The organism is Streptomyces lydicus, from assembly GCF_001729485.1.
Taxonomy (GTDB): domain Bacteria; phylum Actinomycetota; class Actinomycetes; order Streptomycetales; family Streptomycetaceae; genus Streptomyces; species Streptomyces lydicus_D.
In genome coordinates this window covers 3,157,954-3,181,473 of the sequence record NZ_CP017157.1, presented here as the reverse complement: position 1 = coordinate 3,181,473, position 23,520 = coordinate 3,157,954, and the positions used below count along the sequence as shown (strand labels likewise).

18 protein-coding genes are annotated in these 23,520 nt (G+C 74.6%); 8 read left to right on the top strand and 10 right to left on the bottom strand.

Features of this window, described 5'->3' with window-relative positions:
- Positions 1-149 precede the first annotated feature (149 nt).
- The 3 genes from SL103_RS13675 to glpK all read left to right on the top strand — a co-directional run bounded on the left by SL103_RS13675 (position 150) and on the right by glpK (position 4,475).
- Positions 150-1,877, top strand: a complete 1,728-nt coding sequence (locus SL103_RS13675; protein ID WP_069573689.1) for a GGDEF domain-containing protein — start codon at positions 150-152, stop codon at positions 1,875-1,877.
- Positions 1,878-2,113: 236 nt separating this feature from the next.
- Entirely contained in the window at positions 2,114-2,881 is a 768-nt protein-coding gene (locus tag SL103_RS13670; protein WP_069569123.1) for an MIP/aquaporin family protein, read from the top strand.
- 55 nt (positions 2,882-2,936) lie between these two features.
- Entirely contained in the window at positions 2,937-4,475 is a 1,539-nt protein-coding gene (gene glpK, locus SL103_RS13665; protein WP_069569122.1) for a glycerol kinase GlpK, read from the top strand.
- A gap of 79 nt (positions 4,476-4,554) precedes the next feature.
- Here the strand turns inward: glpK and SL103_RS13660 are convergent, their stop codons facing one another.
- The 3 genes from SL103_RS13660 to SL103_RS13650 form a co-directional block, all read right to left on the bottom strand.
- A complete protein-coding gene (locus tag SL103_RS13660) occupies positions 4,555-5,166 on the bottom strand; it encodes a GTP-binding protein (RefSeq protein WP_069569121.1) in 612 nt (203 codons plus the stop codon).
- 164 nt (positions 5,167-5,330) lie between these two features.
- On the bottom strand, positions 5,331-5,957 hold the full coding sequence (locus tag SL103_RS13655; protein ID WP_069569120.1) for a TetR/AcrR family transcriptional regulator: 627 nt from the start codon (positions 5,955-5,957) through the stop codon (positions 5,331-5,333).
- 86 nt (positions 5,958-6,043) lie between these two features.
- Positions 6,044-6,916 carry an alpha/beta fold hydrolase gene (locus SL103_RS13650; protein WP_079145725.1) on the bottom strand — a complete coding sequence of 291 codons (873 nt, stop codon included), beginning with the start codon at positions 6,914-6,916 and terminating at the stop codon, positions 6,044-6,046.
- A 159-nt stretch (positions 6,917-7,075) separates the two neighbouring features.
- Between SL103_RS13650 and SL103_RS13645 the strand changes: the two genes are divergently transcribed.
- Entirely contained in the window at positions 7,076-7,900 is an 825-nt protein-coding gene (locus SL103_RS13645; protein WP_069569119.1) for a PP2C family protein-serine/threonine phosphatase, read from the top strand.
- Between the two features lie 27 nt (positions 7,901-7,927).
- Entirely contained in the window at positions 7,928-8,932 is a 1,005-nt protein-coding gene (locus SL103_RS13640; protein WP_069569118.1) for an MASE1 domain-containing protein, read from the top strand.
- An 18-nt stretch (positions 8,933-8,950) separates the two neighbouring features.
- Here the strand turns inward: SL103_RS13640 and SL103_RS13635 are convergent, their stop codons facing one another.
- Genes SL103_RS13635 through SL103_RS13625 form a run of 3 tightly spaced genes read right to left on the bottom strand, consistent with a single transcriptional unit; the run spans position 8,951 to position 12,688 of the window.
- Positions 8,951-9,352, bottom strand: coding sequence for a DUF742 domain-containing protein (locus SL103_RS13635; RefSeq protein ID WP_069569117.1), 402 nt, complete (start codon positions 9,350-9,352; stop codon positions 8,951-8,953).
- Between the two features lie 19 nt (positions 9,353-9,371).
- On the bottom strand, positions 9,372-9,812 hold the full coding sequence (locus SL103_RS13630; RefSeq protein ID WP_069569116.1) for a roadblock/LC7 domain-containing protein: 441 nt from the start codon (positions 9,810-9,812) through the stop codon (positions 9,372-9,374).
- On the bottom strand, positions 9,809-12,688 hold the full coding sequence (locus tag SL103_RS13625) for a sensor histidine kinase (protein ID WP_069569115.1): 2,880 nt from the start codon (positions 12,686-12,688) through the stop codon (positions 9,809-9,811). Before SL103_RS13625 ends, SL103_RS13630 begins: the two co-directional genes overlap by 4 nt.
- A 268-nt stretch (positions 12,689-12,956) precedes the next feature.
- On the opposite strand from SL103_RS13625, the gene SL103_RS13620 reads away from it, so the two are divergent.
- Entirely contained in the window at positions 12,957-13,445 is a 489-nt protein-coding gene (locus SL103_RS13620; protein ID WP_432215353.1) for a hypothetical protein, read from the top strand.
- A 28-nt stretch (positions 13,446-13,473) separates the two neighbouring features.
- On the opposite strand, the gene SL103_RS13615 is transcribed toward SL103_RS13620, so the two are convergent.
- Complete coding sequence (locus tag SL103_RS13615) at positions 13,474-13,803, bottom strand: bifunctional 3-phenylpropionate/cinnamic acid dioxygenase ferredoxin subunit (RefSeq protein ID WP_069569113.1); 330 nt, start codon at positions 13,801-13,803, stop codon at positions 13,474-13,476.
- Between the two features lie 161 nt (positions 13,804-13,964).
- On the opposite strand from SL103_RS13615, the gene SL103_RS13610 reads away from it, so the two are divergent.
- Positions 13,965-14,771 (top strand): IclR family transcriptional regulator, encoded by an 807-nt coding sequence (locus SL103_RS13610; protein WP_069569112.1) that lies wholly within the window; start codon positions 13,965-13,967, stop codon positions 14,769-14,771.
- Between the two features lie 230 nt (positions 14,772-15,001).
- A complete protein-coding gene (locus SL103_RS13605; RefSeq protein ID WP_069569111.1) occupies positions 15,002-16,087 on the top strand; it encodes an S-(hydroxymethyl)mycothiol dehydrogenase in 1,086 nt (361 codons plus the stop codon).
- Between the two features lie 42 nt (positions 16,088-16,129).
- Here the strand turns inward: SL103_RS13605 and SL103_RS13600 are convergent, their stop codons facing one another.
- From SL103_RS13600 to SL103_RS13590, 3 genes are all read right to left on the bottom strand, one after another.
- A complete protein-coding gene (locus SL103_RS13600) occupies positions 16,130-20,818 on the bottom strand; it encodes a hypothetical protein (RefSeq protein ID WP_069569110.1) in 4,689 nt (1,562 codons plus the stop codon).
- A gap of 59 nt (positions 20,819-20,877) precedes the next feature.
- On the bottom strand, positions 20,878-21,849 hold the full coding sequence (locus SL103_RS13595) for a hypothetical protein (RefSeq protein ID WP_208869859.1): 972 nt from the start codon (positions 21,847-21,849) through the stop codon (positions 20,878-20,880).
- A gap of 130 nt (positions 21,850-21,979) precedes the next feature.
- Positions 21,980-23,503: a hypothetical protein gene (locus tag SL103_RS13590; RefSeq protein WP_079145724.1), complete on the bottom strand. Its 1,524-nt coding sequence runs from the start codon at positions 23,501-23,503 to the stop codon at positions 21,980-21,982.
- Between the last annotated feature and the right edge of the window lie 17 nt (positions 23,504-23,520).

Here is a 23,520-nt window from a genome sequence, read left to right as displayed (position 1 = left end):
GTCCAGCCGAGAGGCGAGGAGGTTTCGTCCGAGCCCGGTCGAACGTCCTGTGTGCCTCGCGCGGCTGCCGCCCGTACGCTCCGGAAGGATGCGTGAACAGTGCGTTAATCAGACCCGGTTCGGGCCTGCGGAGGGGCATGCTGCTGCCCGTGCCTGCCTGGACGGACCAGCTTCGATTCGCCTTCCAGCCCGTCGTGAACCTCTCGACCGGTTCGGTCGCGGCGCTGGAGATACTCGCCCGCCCCGAGCCCGGCGAGTCCGACGTGCTGGCCCGCGTGCACCGCTGTCCTGAACTGGACGCCGAACTCGCGGCGCTCGCCGTGCGGGTGGCGGCGCACCACGAGACGCCGCTGCCGCTGCACCTGAACGTCTGCGCCTCGACGGTCGCCGAGCTGCCGCGGCTGCCGGCGCTCGGCAAGGCCGTCCACGAGGTGGGCCGGCGGCCCTGGGAGGTCACCCTCGACATCGGCGGGCCGTTCACCCACGTCCCGCACGCCGCGCTGCTGGACTCGGTGGCGGTGCTGCGCGACGAGGGGTACCGGATCTGCGTGGACGGGGTCGGCGACGGGGATCTGCCGCTGCGGCTGCTCGGCGACCTCGCACCGGACCTGGTCAAGCTCGACGCGTCGCTGTGCGCGCGGCTGGACACCGACCGGGGCCGGCAGGCGGTGGTGGCCGCGGTCCGGCAGCTGTGCGAGCGGGTGGGCGGGCTGCTCGCCATCGAGGGCGTGGAGACCGAGCGGCAGTACGCGGCGGTGCGGGACGCCGGGGTGCAGCTGGCGCAGGGCTATCTGTTCGCGCCGCCCGCGCGCCGGCCGGCCACCGAGGTGTATCTGCCACCGGCGATCCCCGCGGCGGTGAGCCGGCCCGCGGTGGCGCACCGGCCGCCGTCCGGGCCGCCGGTGGCGCAGTTCCTGCAGCCCGCGGCGCTGCTGCCGATGTCCGCGTCGGCGGGCGCGGTCCGCAGTCATCTCACCGGCTTCCCCGCGGTGTCGGGGGTGCTGCTGGTGGACTCCGACGGGGTGCCGGTCCGGGCGATCGACCGGGACCGGTTCCTGCTGTCGCTGTCCGGGCGGTACGGGCACGCGCTGTACGCCGATCGGCCGGCGCTGCGGTTGGCGGACCGGCCGCGTACGGTCGGCGCGGACGCCACCGCCTGGCAGGTGCTCGACGTGATCGCCGAGGGCGGCCGGGACCGGGCCGGGGACGACGTGGCGGTGGTGGACGACCGCGGCCGGTGCATGGGCGTGGTGCACCTCGCGGACATCGTGCGGGCGCTGGCCGAGAGCCGGGTGGAGGAGGCGGCGCGGCTCAACCCGCTGACCCGGCTGCCCGGTTCGGACGAGGTCAACGGGGAGGTGGACCGGCGGATCGCGGAGGGCCGGGCGTTCGCGCTGAGCTGGCTGGACGTCGACGGGTTCAAGCAGGTCAACGACGGCGCCGGGTTCGCGGCCGGCGACGAACTGATCCGTGCGGTGGGCCGGACGCTCGCCGGGGTCGCGGCGGGCGAACCGGCCTCCCGGGTGGGCCACATCGGCGGGGACGACTTCCTGGTGCTGACCGAGCCGGACGGGCTGGCGCCGTTCGCCGCGGCGCTGCTGGACGTGCCCTGGTCGGCCGGCGGGCGGCCGGTGACGCTGTCGCTCGCGACCGCGGTGTGTCCGCCGGGCAGCGTCGCCGGGCACCACGAGGCCGCGGCGGCGCTGGCCCCGCTGAAGAAGGAGGCGAAGGCGCTGCCGGGGGCGAGCTGGGTGCTGGGCCGGCCCGGCGCGGAGCGCACCGAGATCCGGCGCGGGGCCGCGGCGCGGGTGCCCGGCCCGGCCGCTCCCCCGCACCCCGCACCGCCCGGTCAGCGCGGCGTCCCGGCCCGGGGGTGACGGCCCCGGCGACGGGGCGCCGGCGCTGCCCGCCGAGCCTCTGAATGTGCCCAACCCCCTTTGCGGCTCGCGACCTTGACGGCCTCTCAGCCCGGGTGAACACTTCCCCGTGCCAGTCGGCGCCGCCGCACTCAGGCACCCCGGCCGGGTGGCAGCGGCTGCCCGCTGCCCGCCGGTGGCACGCACCCTGCACGGAGGACCGGGGGACGTCCCCGGGCCAGGGCCAAGGAGCCGCCATGTATTCCAATGGGGACATCTTCGTCGGTGAAGTGATCGGCACCGCCGTACTCATCCTCTTCGGCGCCGGCGTGTGCGCCGCCGTCACCCTGCACTACTCCAAGGCCAGGGCCGCCGGCTGGGTCGTGATCGCCTTCGGCTGGGGCATGGGCGTACTGGCCGGCGCGTACACCGCGGCGCCGCTGTCGGGCGGGCACCTCAACCCCGCGGTGACGGTCGGCTCGGCGGTCGCGGGCGGCACCCCGTGGTCGAAGGTGCCGCTGTACGTACTGGCGCAGATGGTCGGCGCGGCGCTCGGCGCGGTGCTGGCCTGGGCGCTGTACTACGCGCAGTTCGCCGCCAACGCGGAGCGCGACAAGGCCCAGCCGACGCTGGGGATCTTCGCCACCGGACCGGAGATCCGCAAGCCGGTCGCCAACCTCGTCACCGAGATCATCGCCACCGTCGGACTGGTGCTGCCCCTGCTGTTCTTCGGACAGAACCAGGGCATCGGCATCGGCCAGGTGCCGGGCGCCCGGGTCGGGGTCTACGGCTCCGGCATCAACGTCCTGCTGGTCGCGCTGCTGGTGGTGGGCATCGGGCTGTCGCTGGGCGGGCCGACCGGCTACGCCATCAACCCGGCCCGCGACCTCGGCCCGCGCCTGGTGCACGCCTTGCTCCCGATCCCCAACAAGGGCTCGTCCGACTGGAGTTACGCCTGGATCCCGGTGGCCGGGCCGCTGATCGGCGCGGTGCTCGCGGGCCTGGTCCACAACTGCGTGTTCTGAACCCCGGGCGGGCCCGCGCACACCCACCAGCCAGGACCCAAGGAGGCGTGACGGCATGACGGAGCGAACCGCGAAGACCGAGAAATATGTGGCCGCGATCGACCAGGGCACCACGTCGAGCCGCTGCATCATCTTCGACCACGGCGGGGCGATCGTCGCCGTCGACCAGCGCGAGCACCGGCAGATCTTCCCCCGACCGGGCTGGGTGGAGCACGACGCCACCGAGATCTGGTCGAAGGTGCAGGCCGTGGTGGCGGGCGCGCTGGCCAAGGCCGGACTGCGGGCGGACCGGCTCAGCGCGCTGGGCATCACCAACCAGCGGGAGACCACGGTCCTGTGGGACCGGGCCACCGGAAAGCCGGTGCACAACGCCCTCGTCTGGCAGGACACCCGGACCGCCCGGCTGTGCACGGAACTCGGCGGCACCGACGGCCAGGACCGCTTCCGGGACGCCACCGGACTGCCACTGGCCAGCTACTTCTCCGGGCCGAAGGCGGCCTGGCTGCTGGACGCGGTGCCGGGGCTGCGGGAGCGCGCCGAGCGCGGGGAGATCGCGTTCGGCACCATCGACTCCTGGCTGATCTGGAACCTGACCGGCGGCACCGACGGCGGCGTGCACGTCACCGACGTGACCAACGCCGGCCGCACCATGCTGATGAACCTGTCCACCCTCCAGTGGGACCCGGCGATCCTGTCGGCGATGAACGTGCCGGCCGCGATGCTGCCGGAGATCCGGTCGTCGGCCGAGGTGTACGGCACGGCCGTGGGGCAGCTGGGCGGGGTGCCGGTGGCGTCCGCGCTCGGCGACCAGCAGGCCGCGGTCTTCGGGCAGACCTGTTACGGCGTCGGCGAGGCCAAGAACACCTACGGCACCGGCTCGTTCCTGCTGCTGAACACCGGCAACCGCCCGGTGCCGTCGAAGAACGGGCTGCTGACGACGATGGGCTACCAACTCGGCGGGGAGGCACCGGTCTACTGCCTGGAGGGCTCCATCGCCATCACCGGCGCCCTGGTGCAGTGGTTCCGCGACCAGCTCGGCATCATCGCCTCGGCCGACGAGATCGAGCCGCTGGCGGCGAGCGTCCCCGACAACGGAGGGGCGTACGTCGTCCCGGCGTTCTCCGGTCTGTTCGCGCCCTACTGGCGCTCCGACGCCCGCGGGGTGATCACCGGGCTGACCGGATTCGTCACCAAGGCCCATCTGGCGCGCGCCGTGCTGGAGGCGACCAGCTGGCAGACCCGCGAGGTCGTGGACGCCATGTACCAGGACTCGGGCGTACGCATCACCCAGCTCAAGGTGGACGGCGGGATGACCGCCAACAACCTGCTGATGCAGCATCAGGCGGACGTGCTGGGGGTGCCGGTGATCCGGCCGGTGATCTCGGAGACCACCTGCCTGGGCGCGGCGTACGCGGCCGGCCTGGCGACCGGCGTCTGGCAGGACCTCGACGAGCTGCGCTCCCACTGGCAGCGGGACACGGAGTGGGCGCCGCGGATGGACGCGGCGGTCCGCGACCGCGAGTTCGCCCACTGGCGCCGGGCGGTGGAACGGAGCTTCGGCTGGCTGGCCGACGACGGCCCGGCGGCCCCGTAGGGGCGGCGGGCCGAAGTGCCGCAGACGTGCGGCCCGTATCCCGGACGGCGGGGTACGGGCCGCACCCGCGCGCACCGGGTCAGGGCAGCGCGGGCTCCCGCCGGCGCGGACCGTTCTGCATCGCGTGCTCGACGACGGCGACCAGCACATCGCGCGCCGAGCCCCGCTCGCGGGCGTCACAGAGCATCACCGGAATGTGCGGATCCAGGTCCAGGGCGTCCCGTACGGCCTCCGGCGGGTAGCGGTCGGCGCCGTCGAAGCAGTTGACCGCGACCGTGAACGGCAGCCCGCGCCGCTCGAAGTAGTCGATGGCGGCGAAGCTTTCCGCGAGCCGGCGGGTGTCGGCGAGCACCACCGCGCCGAGCGCGCCGCGTGCCAGTTCGTCCCACAGGAACCAGAAGCGGTCCTGGCCGGGGGTGCCGAAGAGGTAGAGGACCAGCTCGTCGTGGAGGGTGATCCGGCCGAAGTCCATCGCGACGGTCGTGGTGGTCTTGGCCTCCACCCCGTCGAGGTCGTCCACCGGCCGGCCCGCCTCGGTCAACCGTTCCTCGGTGCGCAGCGGTTTGATCTCGCTGACCGCGCCGACCAGGGTGGTCTTGCCGACTCCGAAACCGCCCGCCACCAGGATCTTCAGCGTCACCGGCTCGACGGCGGCGGTCCGGCGGCGACGATCGGAACGACCGAAGGCCATGGTTCTCTTCTCCTGAATTGCCGGGTGTGCGGGCGCAGCGCACGCTTGTCCGCCGAGCGTCGGCGGACGAGGCGGCAGGCGCACAGGCACCGTACAACGTGCTCGGCACGGCGCCCACTTGAGATGCGTCACGCTTGGGCCACGGGCCCGGGCGGCGCGGCCGCTCAACGGGACGTCAGGCGCCCGGGACGGTCGAGCAGCCCCAGCAGGCCGACGAAGCTGGCCTCGATGAACGCGCAGAGCTCGTCGCGCGCGCCGGCCGCGCCGTCCCCGGAGTCGTCCACCGGCCAGGTGGTGACGGCCTCTTCGGCGAACGCCATCCAGGCGCGCAGGGCCAGTTCCTGCCGCGGGACGTCCGGCACGCCGAGCCGCCGCTGTCCGTCCCGCAGCCGGCGGGCGAGGGTCTCGCGGGTCTCGCCGACGATGTCGGTGACCGCGGGGTGGCTGCCGGCGGCTCCCCGCACCAGGGCGAGGTAGACCTGACGGTGTTCCAGGACGTACGCCACGAAACCGGCGATGAACGCCCGCATCCAGGCGACCGGTTCCAGCCCGCCGTCCGGTTCCGTGGCGGCGCTGAAGCGGTCGCACGCGGCGCGGACCACGGCACGGTAGAAGTCGCGCTTGGAGTCGAAGTAGTGGAAGAGCAGCCCCCGGGAGATGCCGGCGCGCCGGGCGACCTCGTCGGTGGACAGCTCGTCCAGGGAGCGGTCGGCGAGCATCTCCAGCCCGATGCCGATCAGCTGCTCCCGGCGCTGGTCGGGGGTGAGGCGAGTGGCTCGCTTGCCGGGCATGCCCGCAGTCTAGGCCGTGGCGCGCGGATCAGGCCGGGGCCGCGGCGTCCGGCGCCGGGACTCCGGCGAGTCCCGGCGCCCGGTGGTCAGGCGTGCCGGCCGAGGTGGTCGAGGATCTTGGGGGTGACCCGGTCGGGGACCTCTTCGGGGAGCCAGTGGCTGGCGCCGTCGAGGGCCTCGAAGCGGTACGGGCCGTCCACCCACTCCCCCGTCGACTCGGCGGCGACGCGGCCCAGCGCCACGTCCTCGCTGCCCCACAGGAACAGGGTGGGCACGGTGATCCGGCCGGCCGGGACCGAGATGACGGACTCCGGGGCGCGGTACCAGTTCAGAGTGGCGGTCAGTGCGCCCGGCTCCGAGAGCCTGCGGACATTGCCCTCGACGAGCGCCTCGGGGACCTTGCCGCCGTACGCGGCGCGCAGCCGGGCGGCACCGTCGGCGAGCAGGGCGGCCTCCGCGGCGCCGTCGTCGCGGCGGAAGAAGCGCACGTAGTCGAGGCGGTGGTGCTGGTCGCTGCCCTCCGCGGCGGCGCGGTTGAGCGCGTCCGGGTGCGGGGTGGCCAGCACGGTCAGGGACTTCAGCCGCTCGGGGTGCGCACCGGCCAGTGCCCAGGCGACCATGCCGCCCCAGTCGTGCGAGACGAGGTGGAAGCGGCCGGCGCCCTGGGAGTCGGCGAAGGCGAGGGCGTCGGCGACGAGTTCGGGGACGGCGTAGTCGGCGATCCGGGGCGGGCGGGCGCGCGGGGAGTAGCCGCGCTGGTCGACGGCGACGGCGCGGTAGCCGGCCGCGCCGAGGGCGGGCAGCACCGCGCTCCAGGAGTCGGCGAACTCGGGCCAGCCGTGCAGCAGCAGGACGAACTCCCCGTCGGCGGGTCCGCAGGCCAGGGCGTCGTAGGTGTGCGGGCCGACCTGGATCTCCAGGTGGTCGATGGGGGTCGCCGGGTTCGCGTCCAGGGCCATGGCGGCGTCTCTCCTCATGTCGATCAGGTGCTGTGCGGGAGCCTAGACCCATATTGAGCAATGCTCAACAGACCGGGCCGGGTGTCGCACACCGGCGTAATGTGAGAGGTCAGCAGCGAGTCGCCCTACCGGAATCGGCCATGCGGAGCGGGATGCCGAATGAACCGACGCCGCACCACCGCCGGCCCACCCTCCGAGGAGCTTCTGCGCCTCCTCGGCCAGCTCACCGGCCAGGTCATGGAACGGATCCAGCTCCAGCAGGCGCGGGTGGCGCTGGCCGTGGAGCTGCAGCGGCACATGCTGCCGCCCGAGCTGCCCGGCCTTCCCGGCTTGCAGACCGCGGCCCGCTACGTACCCGCGCAGACCGGCCTGGACATCGGTGGCGACTGGTACGACGCGTTCGCGCTGCCGGACGGCTCCCTCGGCTTCGCCATCGGCGACGTCCAGGGGCACGACGTGGAGGCCGCCGCCTTCATGGGCCAGGTCCGCACCGGCCTGCGCGCCGTCGCGGGCGTCACCACCGACCCCGGCGACATCCTGGGGCGGGCCAACAACCTGCTGCTGTCGATGAGCTCCGACCTCCTGGCGACCTGCACCTTCCTGCGCTTCGACCCGGTCAGCGGTGAGCTGGCCGGAGCCCGCGCCGGCCATGTACCGGCCGTCTGGGCCACCGCAGCCGGCGCGGAGGTGCAACTGGACCCCGGTGGCCTGCCGCTGGGCGTGTTCCCCGACCAGCGGTACCCGGTCACCCACCGCCGGCTGACCCGGCGGGGCGCGTTCGTCCTGATCACCGACGGGGTGGTGGAGGGGCCGACGTTCCCTATCGGGAAGGGGCTGGCACGGGTGACCCGCCTGGTCGGCGCGGCCTACGAAGCGGACGCCGACGAGCTGGCCGCCGAGGTGATCGCGGTGGCCGATCTGACCGGGCACACCGACGACGCGGCCGTCCTGGTGCTCCGGCACGACGGCGGCCCCTACCGGTAGCCGCGGGACGCGAGGGCGGAGGCAGCGGTGGAGCGACGCGCGTGGCCGGTACGGCACGGCACCACGGTCGTCCAGATCCTCGTGGTCGCCGGCGCCTACTACGGCGCCGCCCGGCTCGGACTCCTCCAGGAACTGGTCCGCGGGCAGGTCACCCCGCTGTGGCCGCCGACCGGTATCGCCCTGGCGGCGCTGCTGCTGCTCGGTACACGGGTGTGGCCGGGCATCGCGCTCGGCGCCTTCCTGGTCAACATCTCCCTGGGACCGTCGCTCCTGGTGGTCCTCGTCATCGTCGCCGGCAACACCGCGGCTCCGATGCTCTCCTACCAGCTGCTGCGCCGCGCGGGTTTCCGGGTGCGGATGGACCGGCTGCACGACGCCGTGGCACTGGTGTGCCTGGGCGCGCTGACCGGGATGCTGGTGAGCACGACCGTCGGCAGCGGCGTCCTGGTGCTCTCCGGGGCGCTGCGGGCGGCGGACTTCTGGCCCACCTGGGCGGTGTGGTGGACCGGCGACGCGATGGGGGTGCTGGTGATCACGCCGGTGCTGCTGCTCCTCAGCGCGGCCCGGTGGCCGCCCGCCGCGCGCATCCGCCCCTACCGGTGGGCGGAGGCGGCGCTGCTGGGCGGCTGCACCTTCGCCGTCACCGAACTCGCCGTCAGCAGTTCGATGAATCTGCTCTTCCTGGTCTCACCGTGCCTGATCTGGGCCGCCTTCCGCTTCGAGCGGGCCGGGGCGGCGCCGTGTGCCCTGCTGGTCTCGACGGTCGCGATCGTGGCGGCCGCCGAACGGTCGGGACCGTTCGCCCACCACGACCTGTTCACCAACATGGTCACCCTGCAGGCGTTCAACGGGATCACCGCGCTGACCGCGCTGCTGCTGGCCGCGCTGGTCACCGAGCGGCGCACCACCCACCGGGAGATCCAGCGGGTGGTCACCGAGCTGAGCCACGCGGTCTCCCGGCTGGAGTCGGACGCCTCGGCCGGGCCGTGGCCGCCGCCGCGCAGGCAGGAACCCGGCGACGGCGACACCTGAGGCCGGCGGCCGCGCGGCTCACAGCGCGCGCAGGCCGTCGATCACCTCGCGCAGCACCTGCTCGTCGGGCAGCTCGGCCGGCGGCACCGGCCGGCTGACCCGGACCAGGTCCGCGTCCAGCAGATCGCCGATCAGCACCCGTACGACACCGACCGGCAGATCGAGTTCGGCCGCCAGCTCGGCGACCGACAGCGGCGCCTCCCGGCACCGCTCGACGATCTCGACGTGCTCCGGCGACAGCGTCCGGTCGTCGACCGCCCGCTCCGCCCGGCTCTCGGCGATCACCTGCGCGATCAGGTCCAGACGCCCCGCGGCCGTACGGGTGCGCCCGCGCGTCATGGCGTACGGCCGGACGACGGGGCCCGCCTCGTCGTCGAACCAGCGGGCCGCCTCCCGGCTCCGGCCGTCCTGCTCGGTCATGGCGTCACCGTAGTCTGACTCAGCCGGAGAGGCCGGACCGGGGCGCGGTGCCCAGGTGGGCGCCCACCCGCTTGACCAGCAGCGTCATCTCGTACGCGATCAGCCCGACGTCGGAGTCCGCCTCGGCGAGCACGGCCAGGCAGCTGCCGTCGCCGGCCGCGCTGACGAACAGGAACGCGTCGTCCAGCTCGACCATGGTCTGCCGGACCTGGCCGGCGTCGAAGTGCCGGCCGACACCCTTGGCCAGGCTGTGGAAGCCGGAGGCGACCGCGGCCAGATGCTCGCCGTCCTCCCTGGTCAGGTCCCTGGACGCGCCGGTGGCCAGCCCGTCGCTGGAGAGGACGAGGGCCTTCCGGATCGAGCCGACCCGGTCCACCAGCTCGTCCAGGAGCCAGTTCAGGTCACCGGCTCCCTGCGCCGAGCCCGATGCGGTGGAAGCTGCTGCCTTCGGTGCGGTCATGGACCGTCCCCTCCTGATGTGGTTCCTGGTGGTGCTGCGGTGCCCGTGCCGTCGCCGCCGTGAGCGGCTGGGGCCGGGGCATCCGGGTCTGTGGTGTCGACGGCCGCCGTCGCGTCGGCGGTCTCTGCGTCGGCGGTCTTGGCCTCGACGGTCTTTGCCTCGGCCGGCGGGCCCGCCGGGCCCTCCTGCGCGTCCTCGCCGCTCTCGCGGCGGCCACGCTGCCAGCCCCGCTGGAGCGAGGCCATCCGGGCCCGGACCGCCTCGGCGTCCCGGTCGTCCTCCACGGACGGTCCGGCCGGCCGGCCGGACCCGGAGGACGCGGCGGCGTCGGCCTTGAGCTGCGGTGCGAGGCTGGCCTGCCGGACCCGGCGGGGCAGCCCCGTGGGGGTGGTCGCCGGGGGTGTCTCCCGGGGCGGCGCCGCGTCGCCGGGGTTCTCGTCGGCGTCCCCGGTGCGCCCGGCGGCCGGCTTCCGCCCCGGACCCGCACCGTCACCGGCATCGACCGTCCGGCCGTGGTCGGAGACCAGCACCGGCGGCCGGGGGCGGCGGGGCAGCGGGGCGAGCCCGCCGCCGGGCGCCTGGTCCCGGGTCTGCTGGTGCTGTTCGCCGTCGGGCACCGAAGGCACCGGAGCGATGCTGCGCGGCGCGGACGCCTGCCCGGCGGGCCCGCGGCGGCCCCGTTCGCGCTCCCGTCCGGCGTCGCGGCCCCGCTCCCGGCCGGTCTCCCGGTCGTGGCCGGCGTCGCGGCCCCGCTCCCGGCCCCGGAAGAGGGTCTCCTCCTCCTCGTGGGGGCCGAGCTCGTCCGGGCCCAGCGGCGCCTCCAGCTCGATCGGGCCGCCCGGCCCGGTCCGCCCGCGCACCGGGAGCGGTACCGGCGCGTGCGCGAGCGCGGCCAACTTGCCCGCGGCGTGCTCCAGTTCGTCACCGGGCGGGCCGCCGGCCAGCGGGTCGGCGGGCCGCTCGTCCTCCCGGCCGCCGGCCGTGGTCTCGGTGAGGATCTCCCCCGGGACGAAGACCACGGCGGTGGTGCCCCCGTACGGCGAGGGCTGCAGCGAGACCCGCACCCGCTGCCGCTGGGCGAGCCGGCTGACCACGAACAGGCCGAGCCGGTCGGTGTCGGACAGTTCGAACTCGGGGGTCTCGGCGAGCCGGAGGTTGGCCTCCAGCAGCAGGTCGGGGGCCATGCCCAGCCCGCGGTCGTGGATCTCCAGGGTGTAGCCGTTGGCGACCCGCTCGCCGAGGACCTGTACGGCGGTGTGCGGCGGCGAGAAGACGGTGGCGTTCTCCAGGAGTTCGGCGATCAGGTGCGTGAGGTCCGAGACGGCCGGGCCGTCCACCGCGAGCCGCGGCAGCCGGCGCACCTCGATCCGCTCGTAGTCCTCGACCTCGGCGACCGCCGCGCGCACCACGTCCATGAGCTGGACGGGACGGCGCCACTGCCGCGAGGGCGCGGCGCCGGAGAGGATGACCAGGCCCTCGGCGTGCCGCCGCATACGGGTGGTGAGGTGGTCGAGCCGGAAGAGGTCGGCGAGTTCGTCGGTATCCTCGGTGCGCCGTTCCATGGCGTCGAGGAGGGTGAGCTGGCGGTGCAGCAGGACCTGGCTGCGGCGGGCGAGGTTGACGAACACCTCGGAGACGCCGCGGCGCATGTCGGCCTGCTTGACGGCGGCCTCGATCGCGGCGCGCTGCAGGGTGTTGAGGGCCTGGCCGACCTGGCCGGTCTCGTCCGGGCCGAATTCGAGCCGGGGCGCCTCGGTCTCCACGTCGACGGTCTCGCCGGCCGCCAGCCGGCGCATGACGCTCGGCAGCCGCACCCCGGAGACCTCGTGGGCGGTCTTGCGCAGCCGGGTCAGGTCCCGCACGTGGCGGCGGCCGATGCGGAACGAGACGATGACCGAGACCAGCAGCGCGACGAAGCCGAGGACGCCGGCGACGGCGGCCTTGAGGAGGACGCGCGTGGCGACCGGCGCGACGCGCTCCTGATAGCGCTCACCGGCGTCCTTGCCCATCCGCTGGAGGTCGCCGAGCACCTTGTCCGCCGCGGTCGTCCAGCGCTCGGCGTTGATGACCCGGGGTCCGGCGTCCGCGCCGGCCGCGATCACCCGGTCCTCGTAGGAGGTCAGTTCGCGGGCCCCGGCGGAGCGCCAGTAGTCCTCGTACAGGCCGCGGTCCTTGGCGGGCAGCACGGGCAGGCTGATGTTGTACAGCACGCGGCGCTCGGCGACCCGGTCGGAGAGTGCGCGCAGATCGCGCTTGCTCATGCTGCCGGAGGCGAGCACCGCGGACATCAGGGCGTCCTCGCGGGCGACCGCCTCGCGGGCGCGGGTGACGTTGACCAGCGCGCGGCCCTGCTTGTCCATCTCCACGTTCTCCAGGGCGTGGAGCGCGGCGAGGAAGTCGTAGCCGGGGTCGACCAGGGAGTTGTAGTCCTCCATGGCCTCTTCGCGGGTGATGGTGTTGTGCTCGACCTGGGAGCGCAGCGAGCGGAGCGAGCCCAGGGACTTGAGGACGCCCGCCAGCCGGTCGCCGGCGTCCCCGGCCAGGTCCTCGCGGACGTCCCGGGTGTCGGCGTCGGTCCGCAGCCGGCTGACGGCGTCGTCGGTGTCCCGGCTCCGGCCGTGGAGGGCGCCGAGCGCGTCGGCACCGCGCCGGTCGGCGAGGTAGAGCAGGCTCTGCCGGCGCTCGCGCTGGAGCGCCTGAATGACGTCCTCGACCGGATAGCCCAGGCTCCGTACGACGTTGCCGACGTCCAGCAGCTGGTTGGCCTCACGCCCGGTGATATAGGTCATGAACGCCCACATGGACGTCAGGGACACCAGCGGAACGAGCAGCAGCGCCACGATCTTCCGGCGGACCGACTTCCCGCGAAAGCGCATGGCCTCCCCTACGTCAACCCCGGCGCACGGGGGCGGTGTTCCGTCAACAAACGGCGCGAGCCTACTACTGCCGGGTGACCGAGCCGAAGTGCTCTCGTGACGTCGGGAAAGGCCCCCGCGACGGATCGTCATGAGTTGTCCACCGATTCCCGGACAATCCACCCGTCAGTCCCGGTGGAAGCACCCCGCGCTCCTCCGACAGCATGCCCGCACAGTTGGCCGGAACTGCTCTACCCCGCGACATCCGGCCCGCCACCGGTACGTGACCATGGAGGACGACGGGGTCCGACGACATGGGCATGTACCCGGCGAAAACCGGGCAGCCACCAAACAGCCGGACACACGGGGAGAGTGCGGGGAGTGTGACGCTTTCATGGACACCGGCAGGCAGCCGTTGTGGCAGGAAGAGCCGGCGGAGCGGACTCGCATGCCCGATCCGGTGCGCACGGCCGCGGTGCGCGCCGTCATCATCGTGGCGCTCACGCTGATTCAGGCCATGGTGGCGTTCCTGTGCACCCTGGCGGGTTCCTGGTACGCCTTCCCCGCGGTGCTCAGCACGGTCGCCAGCACCGTCGTCGCCACCTGGGGGGTGCTGGACGTCTGGGTGACCCGGCAGGTCTGGATCCAGCGTCACGGCGTACGGTCCCAGCCGAGCAGCACCGCCCGCGAACTGCGCCGCGAACGCCGCCGGGCCCGGCGCCTGGAGCGGCGGGAGTCCCGTGGCGGCCGCTCGCCGGCGGACCGCGCGGCGGCCTGAGGGACTGCCCGGCGTCCGGCCGGGACCGTTACGCGACCGCCTCTTCCCGTACGGCGGGGCGGACATGGATCATGCCGTCCAGGACGCTCACCTCGTGGGTGCGGACCGGGCGGCGGGCCGGCAGGCAGGTCGGCGCCCCGGTGCGCAGGTCGAACAGGGCGGCGTGCAGCGGGCACTCGACGAAGCAGCCCTCGACCCAGCCCTCGGAGAGCGAGGCGTCCTGATGGCTGCAGGTGTCGTCGACGGCGTAGAAACCACCCTCGGCGTGGAACACCGCGATGGCCGGTGTGACGTCGTCGATCTCGATCCGTACGGACTCACCCTCGGGCAGGTCCTCGATGCGGCAGACGGGAATCATCTGGCCCCCCTCGCGCTGATCGGTATCATGTGTTCTGAATAACGCATCGCAGAGCGCGATGCGCAACAGAATCCAAGGCGGAGTGCGGGCCGTCAAGGGCTTCCCGGGAGTTGCCCTCGAACGCGCCCGACGGGGGCCTACGGGTGGTGACACGAAGACCCATGTCGAACACGAGCGGGACGACGGAAGACCGGTCCGAGGAACGGCGCGGCGGAGCGGGCTCCGTCCAGTCCGTGGACCGGGCGGTGAGCGTGCTGGAGATCCTGGCCAAGCTGGGCGAGGCCGGGGTGACCGAGATCGCCGAGGAGCTGGGGGTCCACAAGTCCACCGCCTTCCGGATCCTCGGGGTGCTGGAGCACCGCGGGCTGGTGGAGCAGGAGAAGGAGCGCGGGAAGTACTACCTGGGCGCCGGGGTGCTGCGGCTGGCCGGCGCCGCCGCGATCCGGCTGGACATCTCGCAGGAGGGCCAGCCGGTGTGCCGGGCGCTGGCCGACGACACCGGGGAGACCGCCAACATCGCGGTGCTGGACGGCGATGCCGCGGTGAACATCATGCAGGCCAGGGGCTCCGCCGCGGTCACCGCGTACAACTGGCTGGGCCGACGCACCCCGTTGCACGCCACCGCCAGCGGCAAGGTGCTGCTGGCGCACCTGCCGCACGAGCGGCGGGAGAGCCTGGTGACCCGCAAGCTGCCGCGCTTCACCGAGAACACCCTGACCACGGCGTCCGGTCTGCGCGCCCAGCTGACCGCCGCGCTGGAGGACGGATTCGCCTGCACCAGCGAGGAGTTGGAGATCGGGCTGAACGCGGTGGCGGCGCCGGTACGGGCGCACGACGGCGCGGTGATCGGCGCGATCGGCGTCTCGGGGCCGGCGTACCGGATGGCGCGCCAGCACCTCCCCGAACTCGCCGAGCGCTCCGCGCAGGCGGCCGTGGAGCTCTCCCGCCGGATGGGGTTCGGAGGGTGAACAGGGTTGCGGAAAAACGCCCCTTGACGGATTGCTGACGGACTTCCAGCATGTCTCCTATCGCGCAACCTAGCGCGTTATAGGCAACACCGGGGACGGTGGCGGAGCGCCCTCCACCACCGTCCCCGCTCCCAGCTCAGCGCACCACTCCCACCCCTCACAGGCATCCGTGCCACCGCACGCGCGTCGCCCGCCCCTGCCGCACCGCAGGCGCTGTTTAGGAGTGAGACATGCCGCACGAAGCCCGCGCCGTCGTCGCCCTCAAGAAGGGCGCGCCCGTCGAGGTGCTGCCGATCCTCGTGCCCGACCCCGGCCCGGGCGAGGTGCTCGTGTCCGTCCAGGCGTGCGGGGTGTGCCACACCGATCTGCACTATCGCGACGGCGCGATCGGCGACGCGTTTCCCTACCTCCTCGGGCACGAGGCCGCCGGTGTGGTCGAGGCCGTCGGGCCCGGCGTCACCGAGCCGGCCCCCGGCGACTACGTGGTCCTCGCCTGGCGGGCGCCCTGCGGCAACTGCCGCTCGTGCCGCCGCGGGCGGCCCTGGTACTGCTTCGACTCCCGCAACGCCGCCCAGCCCATGACACTCCTGGACGGGACACCGCTGACCCCGGCGCTCGGCATCGGCGCCTTCGCCGAGAAGACCCTGGTCGCCGCCGGGCAGGCGGTGAAGGTCGACCCCGCGGCCCGCCCCGAGGCGGCCGGGCTGATCGGCTGCGGGGTGATGGCCGGCTACGGCGCCGCCGTGCACACCGGCGGCGTCGGCAGCGGCGACACCGTCGCCGTCATCGGCTGCGGCGGCGTCGGCAACGCCGCCATCGCCGGGGCCGCCCGGGCCGGCGCGCGCCGCATCATCGCCATCGACCTGGACGACGGCAAGCTCGACGCCGCCGAGCGGTTCGGTGCCACCGACACCGTCAACTCCCGTGGCACGGACCCGGTCGAGGCGGTCCGCAGCCTCACCGGCGGGCACGGCGCGGACGTCGTCATCGACGCGGTCGGCCGCCCCGAGACCTACCGGCAGGGCTTCTACATGCGGGACCTGGCCGGCACCCTGGTCCAGGTCGGCGTACCCGACCCCGACATGCGGATCGAGCTGCCGCTGATCGACCTCTTCGCGCGCGGCGGCGCGCTGAAGTCCTCCTGGTACGGCGACTGCCTGCCCAGCCGCGACTTCCCGGTGCTGATCGATCTGTTCCTGAGCGGCAAGCTCGATCTGGAGCGCTTCGTCAGCGAGACCGTCACGCTCGACGACCTCGAAGCGGCCTTCGCCAAGATGCGGCGCGGGGAGGTACTGCGGTCGGTGGTGTCGCTGTGACGACGGCCCACGACGACCCGGTGCGCTCCCCGCGCCGGTGCCTCACCCGACGGTCCCGTCCGGTGCCTCCTCGGCGGCCGGCTCCTCCGGGCGCCGGTACATCCGGGTCGCCGTGATCTGACCGTGCACCGCCTCGCCGGCCGGGTCCTGCTGCGGCAGGCCCGGCCGCAGGTGCTCCTCGACACTGATGTACTTCAGGCCGGCCCGCAGGTCCGCGTCATTGCGCAGCCGGATGACCAGCGGGAACTCGGCGAGCGCGGTGGTGTCGAACAGGCCCGTCGTGTACAGCAGCTGGACGCCGAGCGCATCGGCGACGGCGCGCTGCAGCTCCAGCAGGTACGTGGCGTTGGCGCGGCCGATCGGGTTGTCCAGGAACAGCGTGCCGGCGTGCCGCTGCTTGTCCCGGCCCCGGTCGTTGCTGCGCAGCGCCGCCATCGTGCAGTACAGGGCGATGGCCGCGGTCAGCAGCTGGCCGCCGGAGAAGACGTCGCCCATCTGCCCGACCGGCACCCGCTCGGCCCGCAGCACCGCGTCCGGCTTGAGGATCTCCACGGCCACCCCGCGCGGCTGGAGCGCCGCGCTGACCCCGCGCAGCAGCAGGGACATCCCGTCCCGGCGCAGATCGCTGTTCTTCCGGACCGCGGCGCGGGTCGCCTCGTCGATGACCTCGCCCAGCCGCTCGGTGAGCGTGGCCTGGTCCGGGTCCTCGAAACGGATCCGCAGGAACTCCTGCCCCGACCACTCCCCCAGCCCCTCCGGCAGCCGGGACAGCCGCTGGGCGGAACGCAGCGTGGTCAGCGACGACTCGACCAGGCCGCGCAGCCGGTCGACGATCGAGTCGCGGTTGCGCTCCAGCTGCGCCAGTTCGTCGGTCAGCACCCGCAGCCGGGGCGCGAACGCCTCCGCCCACTTCGCGGCGTGGTCCGGCAGCGCCGCGGCGGGCAGTTCCCGGATCTGCTGCCGGGCGGGGGTGCGGACCTGTTCGTAGCGTGCGGAGTTGGCGTGCCGTACGAGGACGTCGGCGGCCTCGCGGACCGCGGACTCGGCGGTGGAGAGGTCGGTGGCGCAGCCGCGCAGCGAGCGGCGGGACTCGGCGGCGGACTGCCGGGCCTCCGCGAGGGAGCCGGCGTACGGCTCGATCCGCTCGTCGGCGCCCTCCTCGGCGTCCTGGTGGTCCCGCAGCAGATCGCGCAGCAGGGCGGCGGTCTCGTCGAAGCCGCCGGCCGCGTCCTCGGCCGCGCGGTGGGCGCGCAGCAGCTCCTCGTGCTGTGCCCGGGCGCTCTCCAACGCCTCGGTGGCGGTGGCCAGTTCGCCGGAGGCGGTGCGCAGCAGCTCCTTGGCGCGGTCGGCGTCCGCGGGCACCAGCTCCTCGGGCAGCTCGGTGTGCGCCCCGCCGTCCGTGGGGGCCAGCCGCTCGGCCTCGCCGCGCAGCCGGCCCAACTGCTCGCTGGCGGCCGAGGCCCGGCTCTCCAGCATGTGCACCAGCGATTCGGCCCGGGCCGCGGCGGCCTGCCGGGACGGGCCGTCGGCGGCGTCCGGGCTCTCCAAAAGGGCCTCGGCACGGGTCCGCACCTTGTTGGTGAGGCGGTTCAGCTCGGCCAGGGACGCGGACTCGTCGCCCTCGGCGCGGGCCTGCTCGGCCCGCAGATCGGCACCGACGCCGACCTTCTCGTAGAGCTGGGAGGCGGCGCGGTACGCCTCGCGCAGCGCGGGCAGCGAGGCGTTCGCGCCGTCGGGGGCCTCGCCGAGGTCGTCCGGCACACCGGCGATCTCGGCACGCTCGGCGCGCAGCGCCCGTGCGGTGCGCCGGGCGTCGTCAGCGGCGCGCTGGGCGGCCCTGCGGTCCTCGTCGGCGGCCCGGGCGCGGTCCACGCACTCCTCGGCACGGGCCTCGAACTCCACCGCCTCGTCGGCGAGTTCACGCAGCCGGGACTGCCAGGAGGCGCGCTCGCGCAGCCGGTGGGCGAGCCCGGCCAGCAGGTCGGCGGCGCGGCGGGCACGCTGGGCGGTCTCCTGCCGCTCGTCGCGCACCCGGGTGGCCTCGGCGGCGACCTCGTCGGCCTCGGCACGGACCGCACGGGACTCGGCCAGCTCGGCGGCGGCCTCGTCGGCGGCCGTACGGGTCTCCTCGGCGGCCTCGGCCAGCTCGGCCAGCCGGCCGGCCGGGCAGCCCGCGCGCCAGGAACCGAGGCGAGCGGCCAGCGCACGGTCACCGGCGAGCCGGGCGGCCAGCGCCCGGATCTCCTCGTCGCGCTCTATGGCCCGCGCCCGCAGCGCCTGGCGCTCCTCGTCGGCGGCGGACTCGTCGTGCATCGCCGGGTTCGGCGGCACGAGGAAGACACCGGAGTCCCGCTCGTCGGGGGCCGGGGTCGGGGCGAGCAGCGCGGCGGCGGTGCCGACGGCGACCGCGGAGCGCGGCAGCAGCGCGGCCTGGGCGAGCACCTCGCGGGCCCGGGCGTGGGTCTCCGGGTCGGTGATGATCACGCCGTCGACGAGCTCGGGGCGGGCGGCGAGCACCCGGGCGTGGTCGGCGGGGTCGACGGACTGGGCGAGGTAGCGCCAGCCGGGCAGCGCCGGGACGCCGTGCTCGCCGAGGTACTCCACGGCGGCCAGCACATCGGGGCCCGGCGGCAGCAGGCCGCCGTCGCCCAGCGCGCCCAGGATCCGCGCGTCGTCGGCGGCGGCCGTGCGCAGCTCGAACAGCTGCCGTTCGGCGGCGGACACGCCGTCCTCCAGCAGCTCACGCAACGCGTCGGCGTTGCGGTCCAGCTCCTCGGCCGTCAGCGGTCCCGCGGTGGCGGAGCGGCGCGGGGCGCCCTGGTCGGTGCCGGGGGTGGCGGTGCGCGGGCCGGGCACGCCGAGGGCCTTCGCCTCGGACTGCGGCAGGCCGAGCAGGTCGGCGAGCCGCTGTTCGGCGCCGATGGACTCGGCGGCCCGGCGCTCCGCCTCGTACGCACGGGCGGCGGCCTCGGCGGCGTCCTCGGCGCGGGCCGCGGCCAGCTCCGCCGCGGAGTGCCGGGAGGTCGCCTCGCGGGCGCGGTCGGTGGCCTGCCGCGCCGTCTCACGGGCCGCGTCCCACGCCTCGACGGCGGTCTTCTCGGCGTCCGAGGCGGCGAGCGCGGCCCGGGCCGGGTCGGCGTCCGGCGCGCTGTCGTCCAGCCAGCCGGCCCGGACGGCCTCCGCGGTCTCCTCGGCGACCTCGGCGAGCCGCTGCTTGAGGTGCTCGGCCTCGCTGCGGGCGCGCTGGGCGTGCGTCGCGGCCGTGGTCGCGTCGCGGTGCGCGGACTCGCCGGCCTCCTGGAGGGCGGCGGAGCGCTCCTCCTCCTCGTTGGCGATCCGCTCGCCGGCCTCGGCCGCCGCGTGCAGGGCGCGGACCAGGTCGGCGGCGGCGGTGGCGCGGGCGGCGAGCGCGGGGGCGGCGTCCCGCTCGGCCTCGCGGATGGCGGCGGCCACCCGCGCCGAGCGGTCGGCGGCGGCCCGGTGCCGCAGGGCGATCTCGGCGGCCTGCCAGGCGCTGTGCAGCGTACGGGCGTCGTTGAGCTCCCGGCGCTGGGCCGCGGCGCCCTTCTCCGCGGCGGCGAGCGCCAGCGAGGCGTGCCGGTAGGCGAGTTCGGCCGCGACCAGGGAGCGGCGCTCGCGGACCTGCCCGGCGTCGGTGACGCGGTGGGCCGCGGCGGCGACCTGTTCGGCCAGCTCGGCGGTGCGGCCGCGCTCCTCGGTGCCCCGGGCGTGCAGCCGCTGGGCCAGGGCGCGGGTGCGGCGCTCGGCGCCGGCGTGCACCTCGCGGGCCCGCTCGCGCTGCTCGGCGGCGTCGGCGATACGGGAGAGCAGGTCGAGGGAGCCGGCGGTGAAGTCCCGCTCGGCGGTCAGTTCGGCACGCCGGCCGAGCTTGTGGGCGAAGCCGTGGACGAGGTCGGCGAGGCCGTCGGTGTCGCGGGTGTCGGTGACGGCGCGCAGCAGCAGGTCGGTGAAGTCCGAGTCGTTCTTCACTGCGAACAGGCCGGCCGCCTCGCCCTCGTCGGCGTTCATCTCCCGCTGGTAGCGGAAGAGTTCCGGGTCCAGGCCCAGCTCGCCGAGGTGTTCGTTCCAGCGCTCGTGGATCTCTTCCCAGACGACGTCCAGATTGGGGTAGTTCTTCCCGGCCTCGGTGAGGACGTCACGGAAGCCCTTCATCGTGCGGCGGCGGCCCTGGGCGCCGGAGCTGCCCTCGCCGCCCTCCTGGCGCGGGCGGACGACCGTCGCCTCGGCGACGGGCAGCGCGTCGAGGCTCATACCGGGCCCCGGACGGAAGCTGTACCAGGCTTCGGCGAACTTCCTCGGGTCGTTGGAGACCTGCCGGCCGCGCCATTCGCTGACCTTGCCGACGACCACGCTCTCGCCGGTGAGGACGTGCTGCCACTCCAGCGCGACGTGGCCGCAGTCGTCGGCGAGCAGGAACTTGCGCAGCACGCCGGAGCTGGCGCCGCCCAGGGTGTTGCGGTGACCGGGCAGCATCACCGAGAAGATCAGCTTGAGCAGGACGGACTTGCCGCCGCCGTTCTCCAGGAAGAGCACGCCGGCCGGGGCGGGGCGGCGCGGCGGCCCGACCGGTTCGTCCTCAAAGAAGTCCGCCTGCGCCGGCGCCGGCTGGGGCACGGGCGCGCCGACGCCGCGCAGGTCCAGCACGGTGTCGGCGTAGCGCGCACCGGCGGGCCCGATGGAGTAGAGGCGGACCCTGGACAGCTCGTACATGGCGGACTCTCGTTGTCGTGGCGGTGGGGCGGTGGGGGGCGGTCGTGGTGGGGTGCGGGTCAGCCGGAGTGGAACGGCAGGCCGGCGTCGGCGACCAGGTCGAGGTCGTCGGTGTCCTCGCCGGGGAGCAGCGAGGCGCTGCCGTCGGCGACCGGGACGATGCCCAGCTCCAGCAGCTCGGCCATGGCGGCGGTGCCGGCCATGTCGCGGACCTGGAGCTGGTAGCGCGCGGTGGTGCGGTAGGCGCCGCCGGCGTCGTCGCCGGTGCGCTGGAGGAAGCCGGAGTCGACGAGGAACGTGACGGCCTTGGCGATGATGCCGGTGGTCGAACCGGCCAGCCGCCGGGCGTCCTTGGTGGCGCCGGTCGCGCTGCGGCGGGCGTAGATCCGCCAGGCGGCCTCCAGGCCGGGGGCGTCGGTGACCGGGTCGGTGTTCTCGCCGCCCTGCTCGGCGCGCTCCTCCAAGCGGCGGCACGCCTGCCGTACGAAGGCGTCGACGCCGTTGACGGTGATCCGGCCGATGTAGCCGTCGTCGGCGAGGTCCTCGGGGCGGGGGAACGCCAGCGCGGCGACCGCCAGGTGCGCCAGGCCGTGCAGGAAGCGGTCGGCGGAGTCGGCGGAGGCGCGGCGGGCGTAGTCGCCCATGCGGACCGCGAAGACGGAGTCCTCGGCGGCCGTGACGGCCATCCCCGCGCGGGTGGAGACCTCCAGGACGACCAGGCCGAGGCCGCCGGCGACGGCGTCGGCGAGCCGGGCGAAGGCGGGCTCGTCGCGGTAGCGGCGCAGCAGTTCGCCGTACTCGGCGTCGCGGGCGGGCAGCAGCTTGGGCTGGAGGCCGAAGGAGACCAGCCGGGCCGCGTCGGCGGCGTCGGCCGGGGTGACGGCCGGCGCCCTTCCCTGTTCGGCCGGGGCCGTGAACTCGGTGAACGGCCGCGCCGGCTCGGTGTCGGCGGTGGGCAGGCCCCGGCCCGGCTCGCCGCTCCCGGGCGCCGGGTCCGGCTGCGGCACCTCGTCGGCGTCGTACTGGGTCACGGGGCAGGCTCCTTGCGGGGGACGGTCGGGGTGCACTCCCGCCGGTGCGCGGGCGGGGGGTCGTGGGGCGCGGTCCGCTGACGGCGGATGCCGGGCGGCCGGACGGGTATCGGTGGGGCGGGCCGGCGCATCAGGCCACCTCCGAGCGGTCGGCGGCCATGCCGGCCGCGTCGAGCAGGGCGGTGCCGACGATGAGGTCGGCGCCGCCGAACTCGGGGTCCGTCAGCTCCGTGCCGTCGTCGACGGCGAAGAGCAGCTGCTGTTCGCCCTGGCGGTAGGCGGTGCCCACCGGTGGGCTGGCCGCGTGCACCGCCAACAGGGCGACGAGGTAAGGGAGTTCGGGATCGCTGCGGCGCGCTTCGGCCAGCAGGCCGGAGAGCCTGCGGGGCGCGTCGGCGGGCAGGTCGAGCAGCGCCGTGGCGGCATCGAACTGCGCCTCGCTGAAGCGGCTGTCGTCGGGGGTGGCGACCAGGTCGGGCTCGGGCATCTCGGCACCGAGGTGCTCGCGCTCCACGGGCGGGGTGAGCAGCATCTCCACGAGGTCGCCGACGCGGACGGCGGCGGGGGTGCGCAGACCGGTGCCCCGGGCGAAGAAGGCGTCGGTGACCCGGAGGGCCTGCTCGGCGGGGAGCGGCAGCACGGGCGCGACGAGCTGGCCGTACAGGTCGAGTCCGGCGCGGGCGACGGGTGTGGCGAACGCCTGCCGGTCCTGCTCGGCGCGGAAGAGCGGGCCGGCCTCCAGCAGCCGGGACTGGAGCTGGGTGTGCCGGCGGATGCAGTCCTTGACGATGTCGACGAGCTCGGCGGCGCGCCGCTTGTGCTCCGGCTCCTCCGTCTCGTCGCGGGCCTTGCGGATGTTGGTGAGGATGGCGTTCTCGTGGCGGTAGCGGTCCGCGACGTGGTCGAGCGCCTCGTTGATCATGTCGGGGACGGTCTCCAGCCAGTCGACCGCGCGGACGTTGCGCCGGGTGGCGTCCAGGGTCCGGCGGAGCGTCTCGGCGTACTGGACGGTGCGGTAGCGCGCCTGCTCGGCGGCGAGCTGCGCGTCGGCCAGCCGGCCGCGGTTGATCAGCACCTCCAGCTTGACCTCGGCGGCGATCTGGGCGCTGGTGACGTCCGTGTCGAGCGCGCCGACCAGGACGTTGACCGCTTCGTCGGTGGCCCGGAGGTAGACGCTGCCACCGGCGCCGGGGACCTCCTCGATCAGCTTGAAGTCGTAGTCGCGGCGGACGTACTCACCGTCGGTGGTGAAGGTGCCGTAGACGGCGCGGAAGCCGCGGTCGACGCTGCCGACGTTGATGAGGTTCTCCAGCACCCAGCGGGCCACCCGCTCGTGCTCGCCCGCGGGGCGGCCGGGGGTCTGGGCGGCCACCCGGGGGAGCACCTTCGCCACTATCTCCTCGTGGTCGGCGCCGGTGTCGAAGTCCATGTTGAGGGTGACGAGGTCGATGACGGCGAGCGCCACCTCCGCCATCGCGTAGACCCCGTACTCGCCCGCGAGGTTGGCCTTGCGCACGTCAAGGTCGTGCAGCGGCGCGGTGCACGCGAGGGCGCGCAGCCGACGGGCCAGGCCCTCGTCGGCGGCCGGGCCCGGAGCGGGTCGGTTGACCCCGTTGAGCTGGGGCGCAGCGGGCCCCGGGGCGGGAAAAGTCACATCGCACAGAGTAGGCG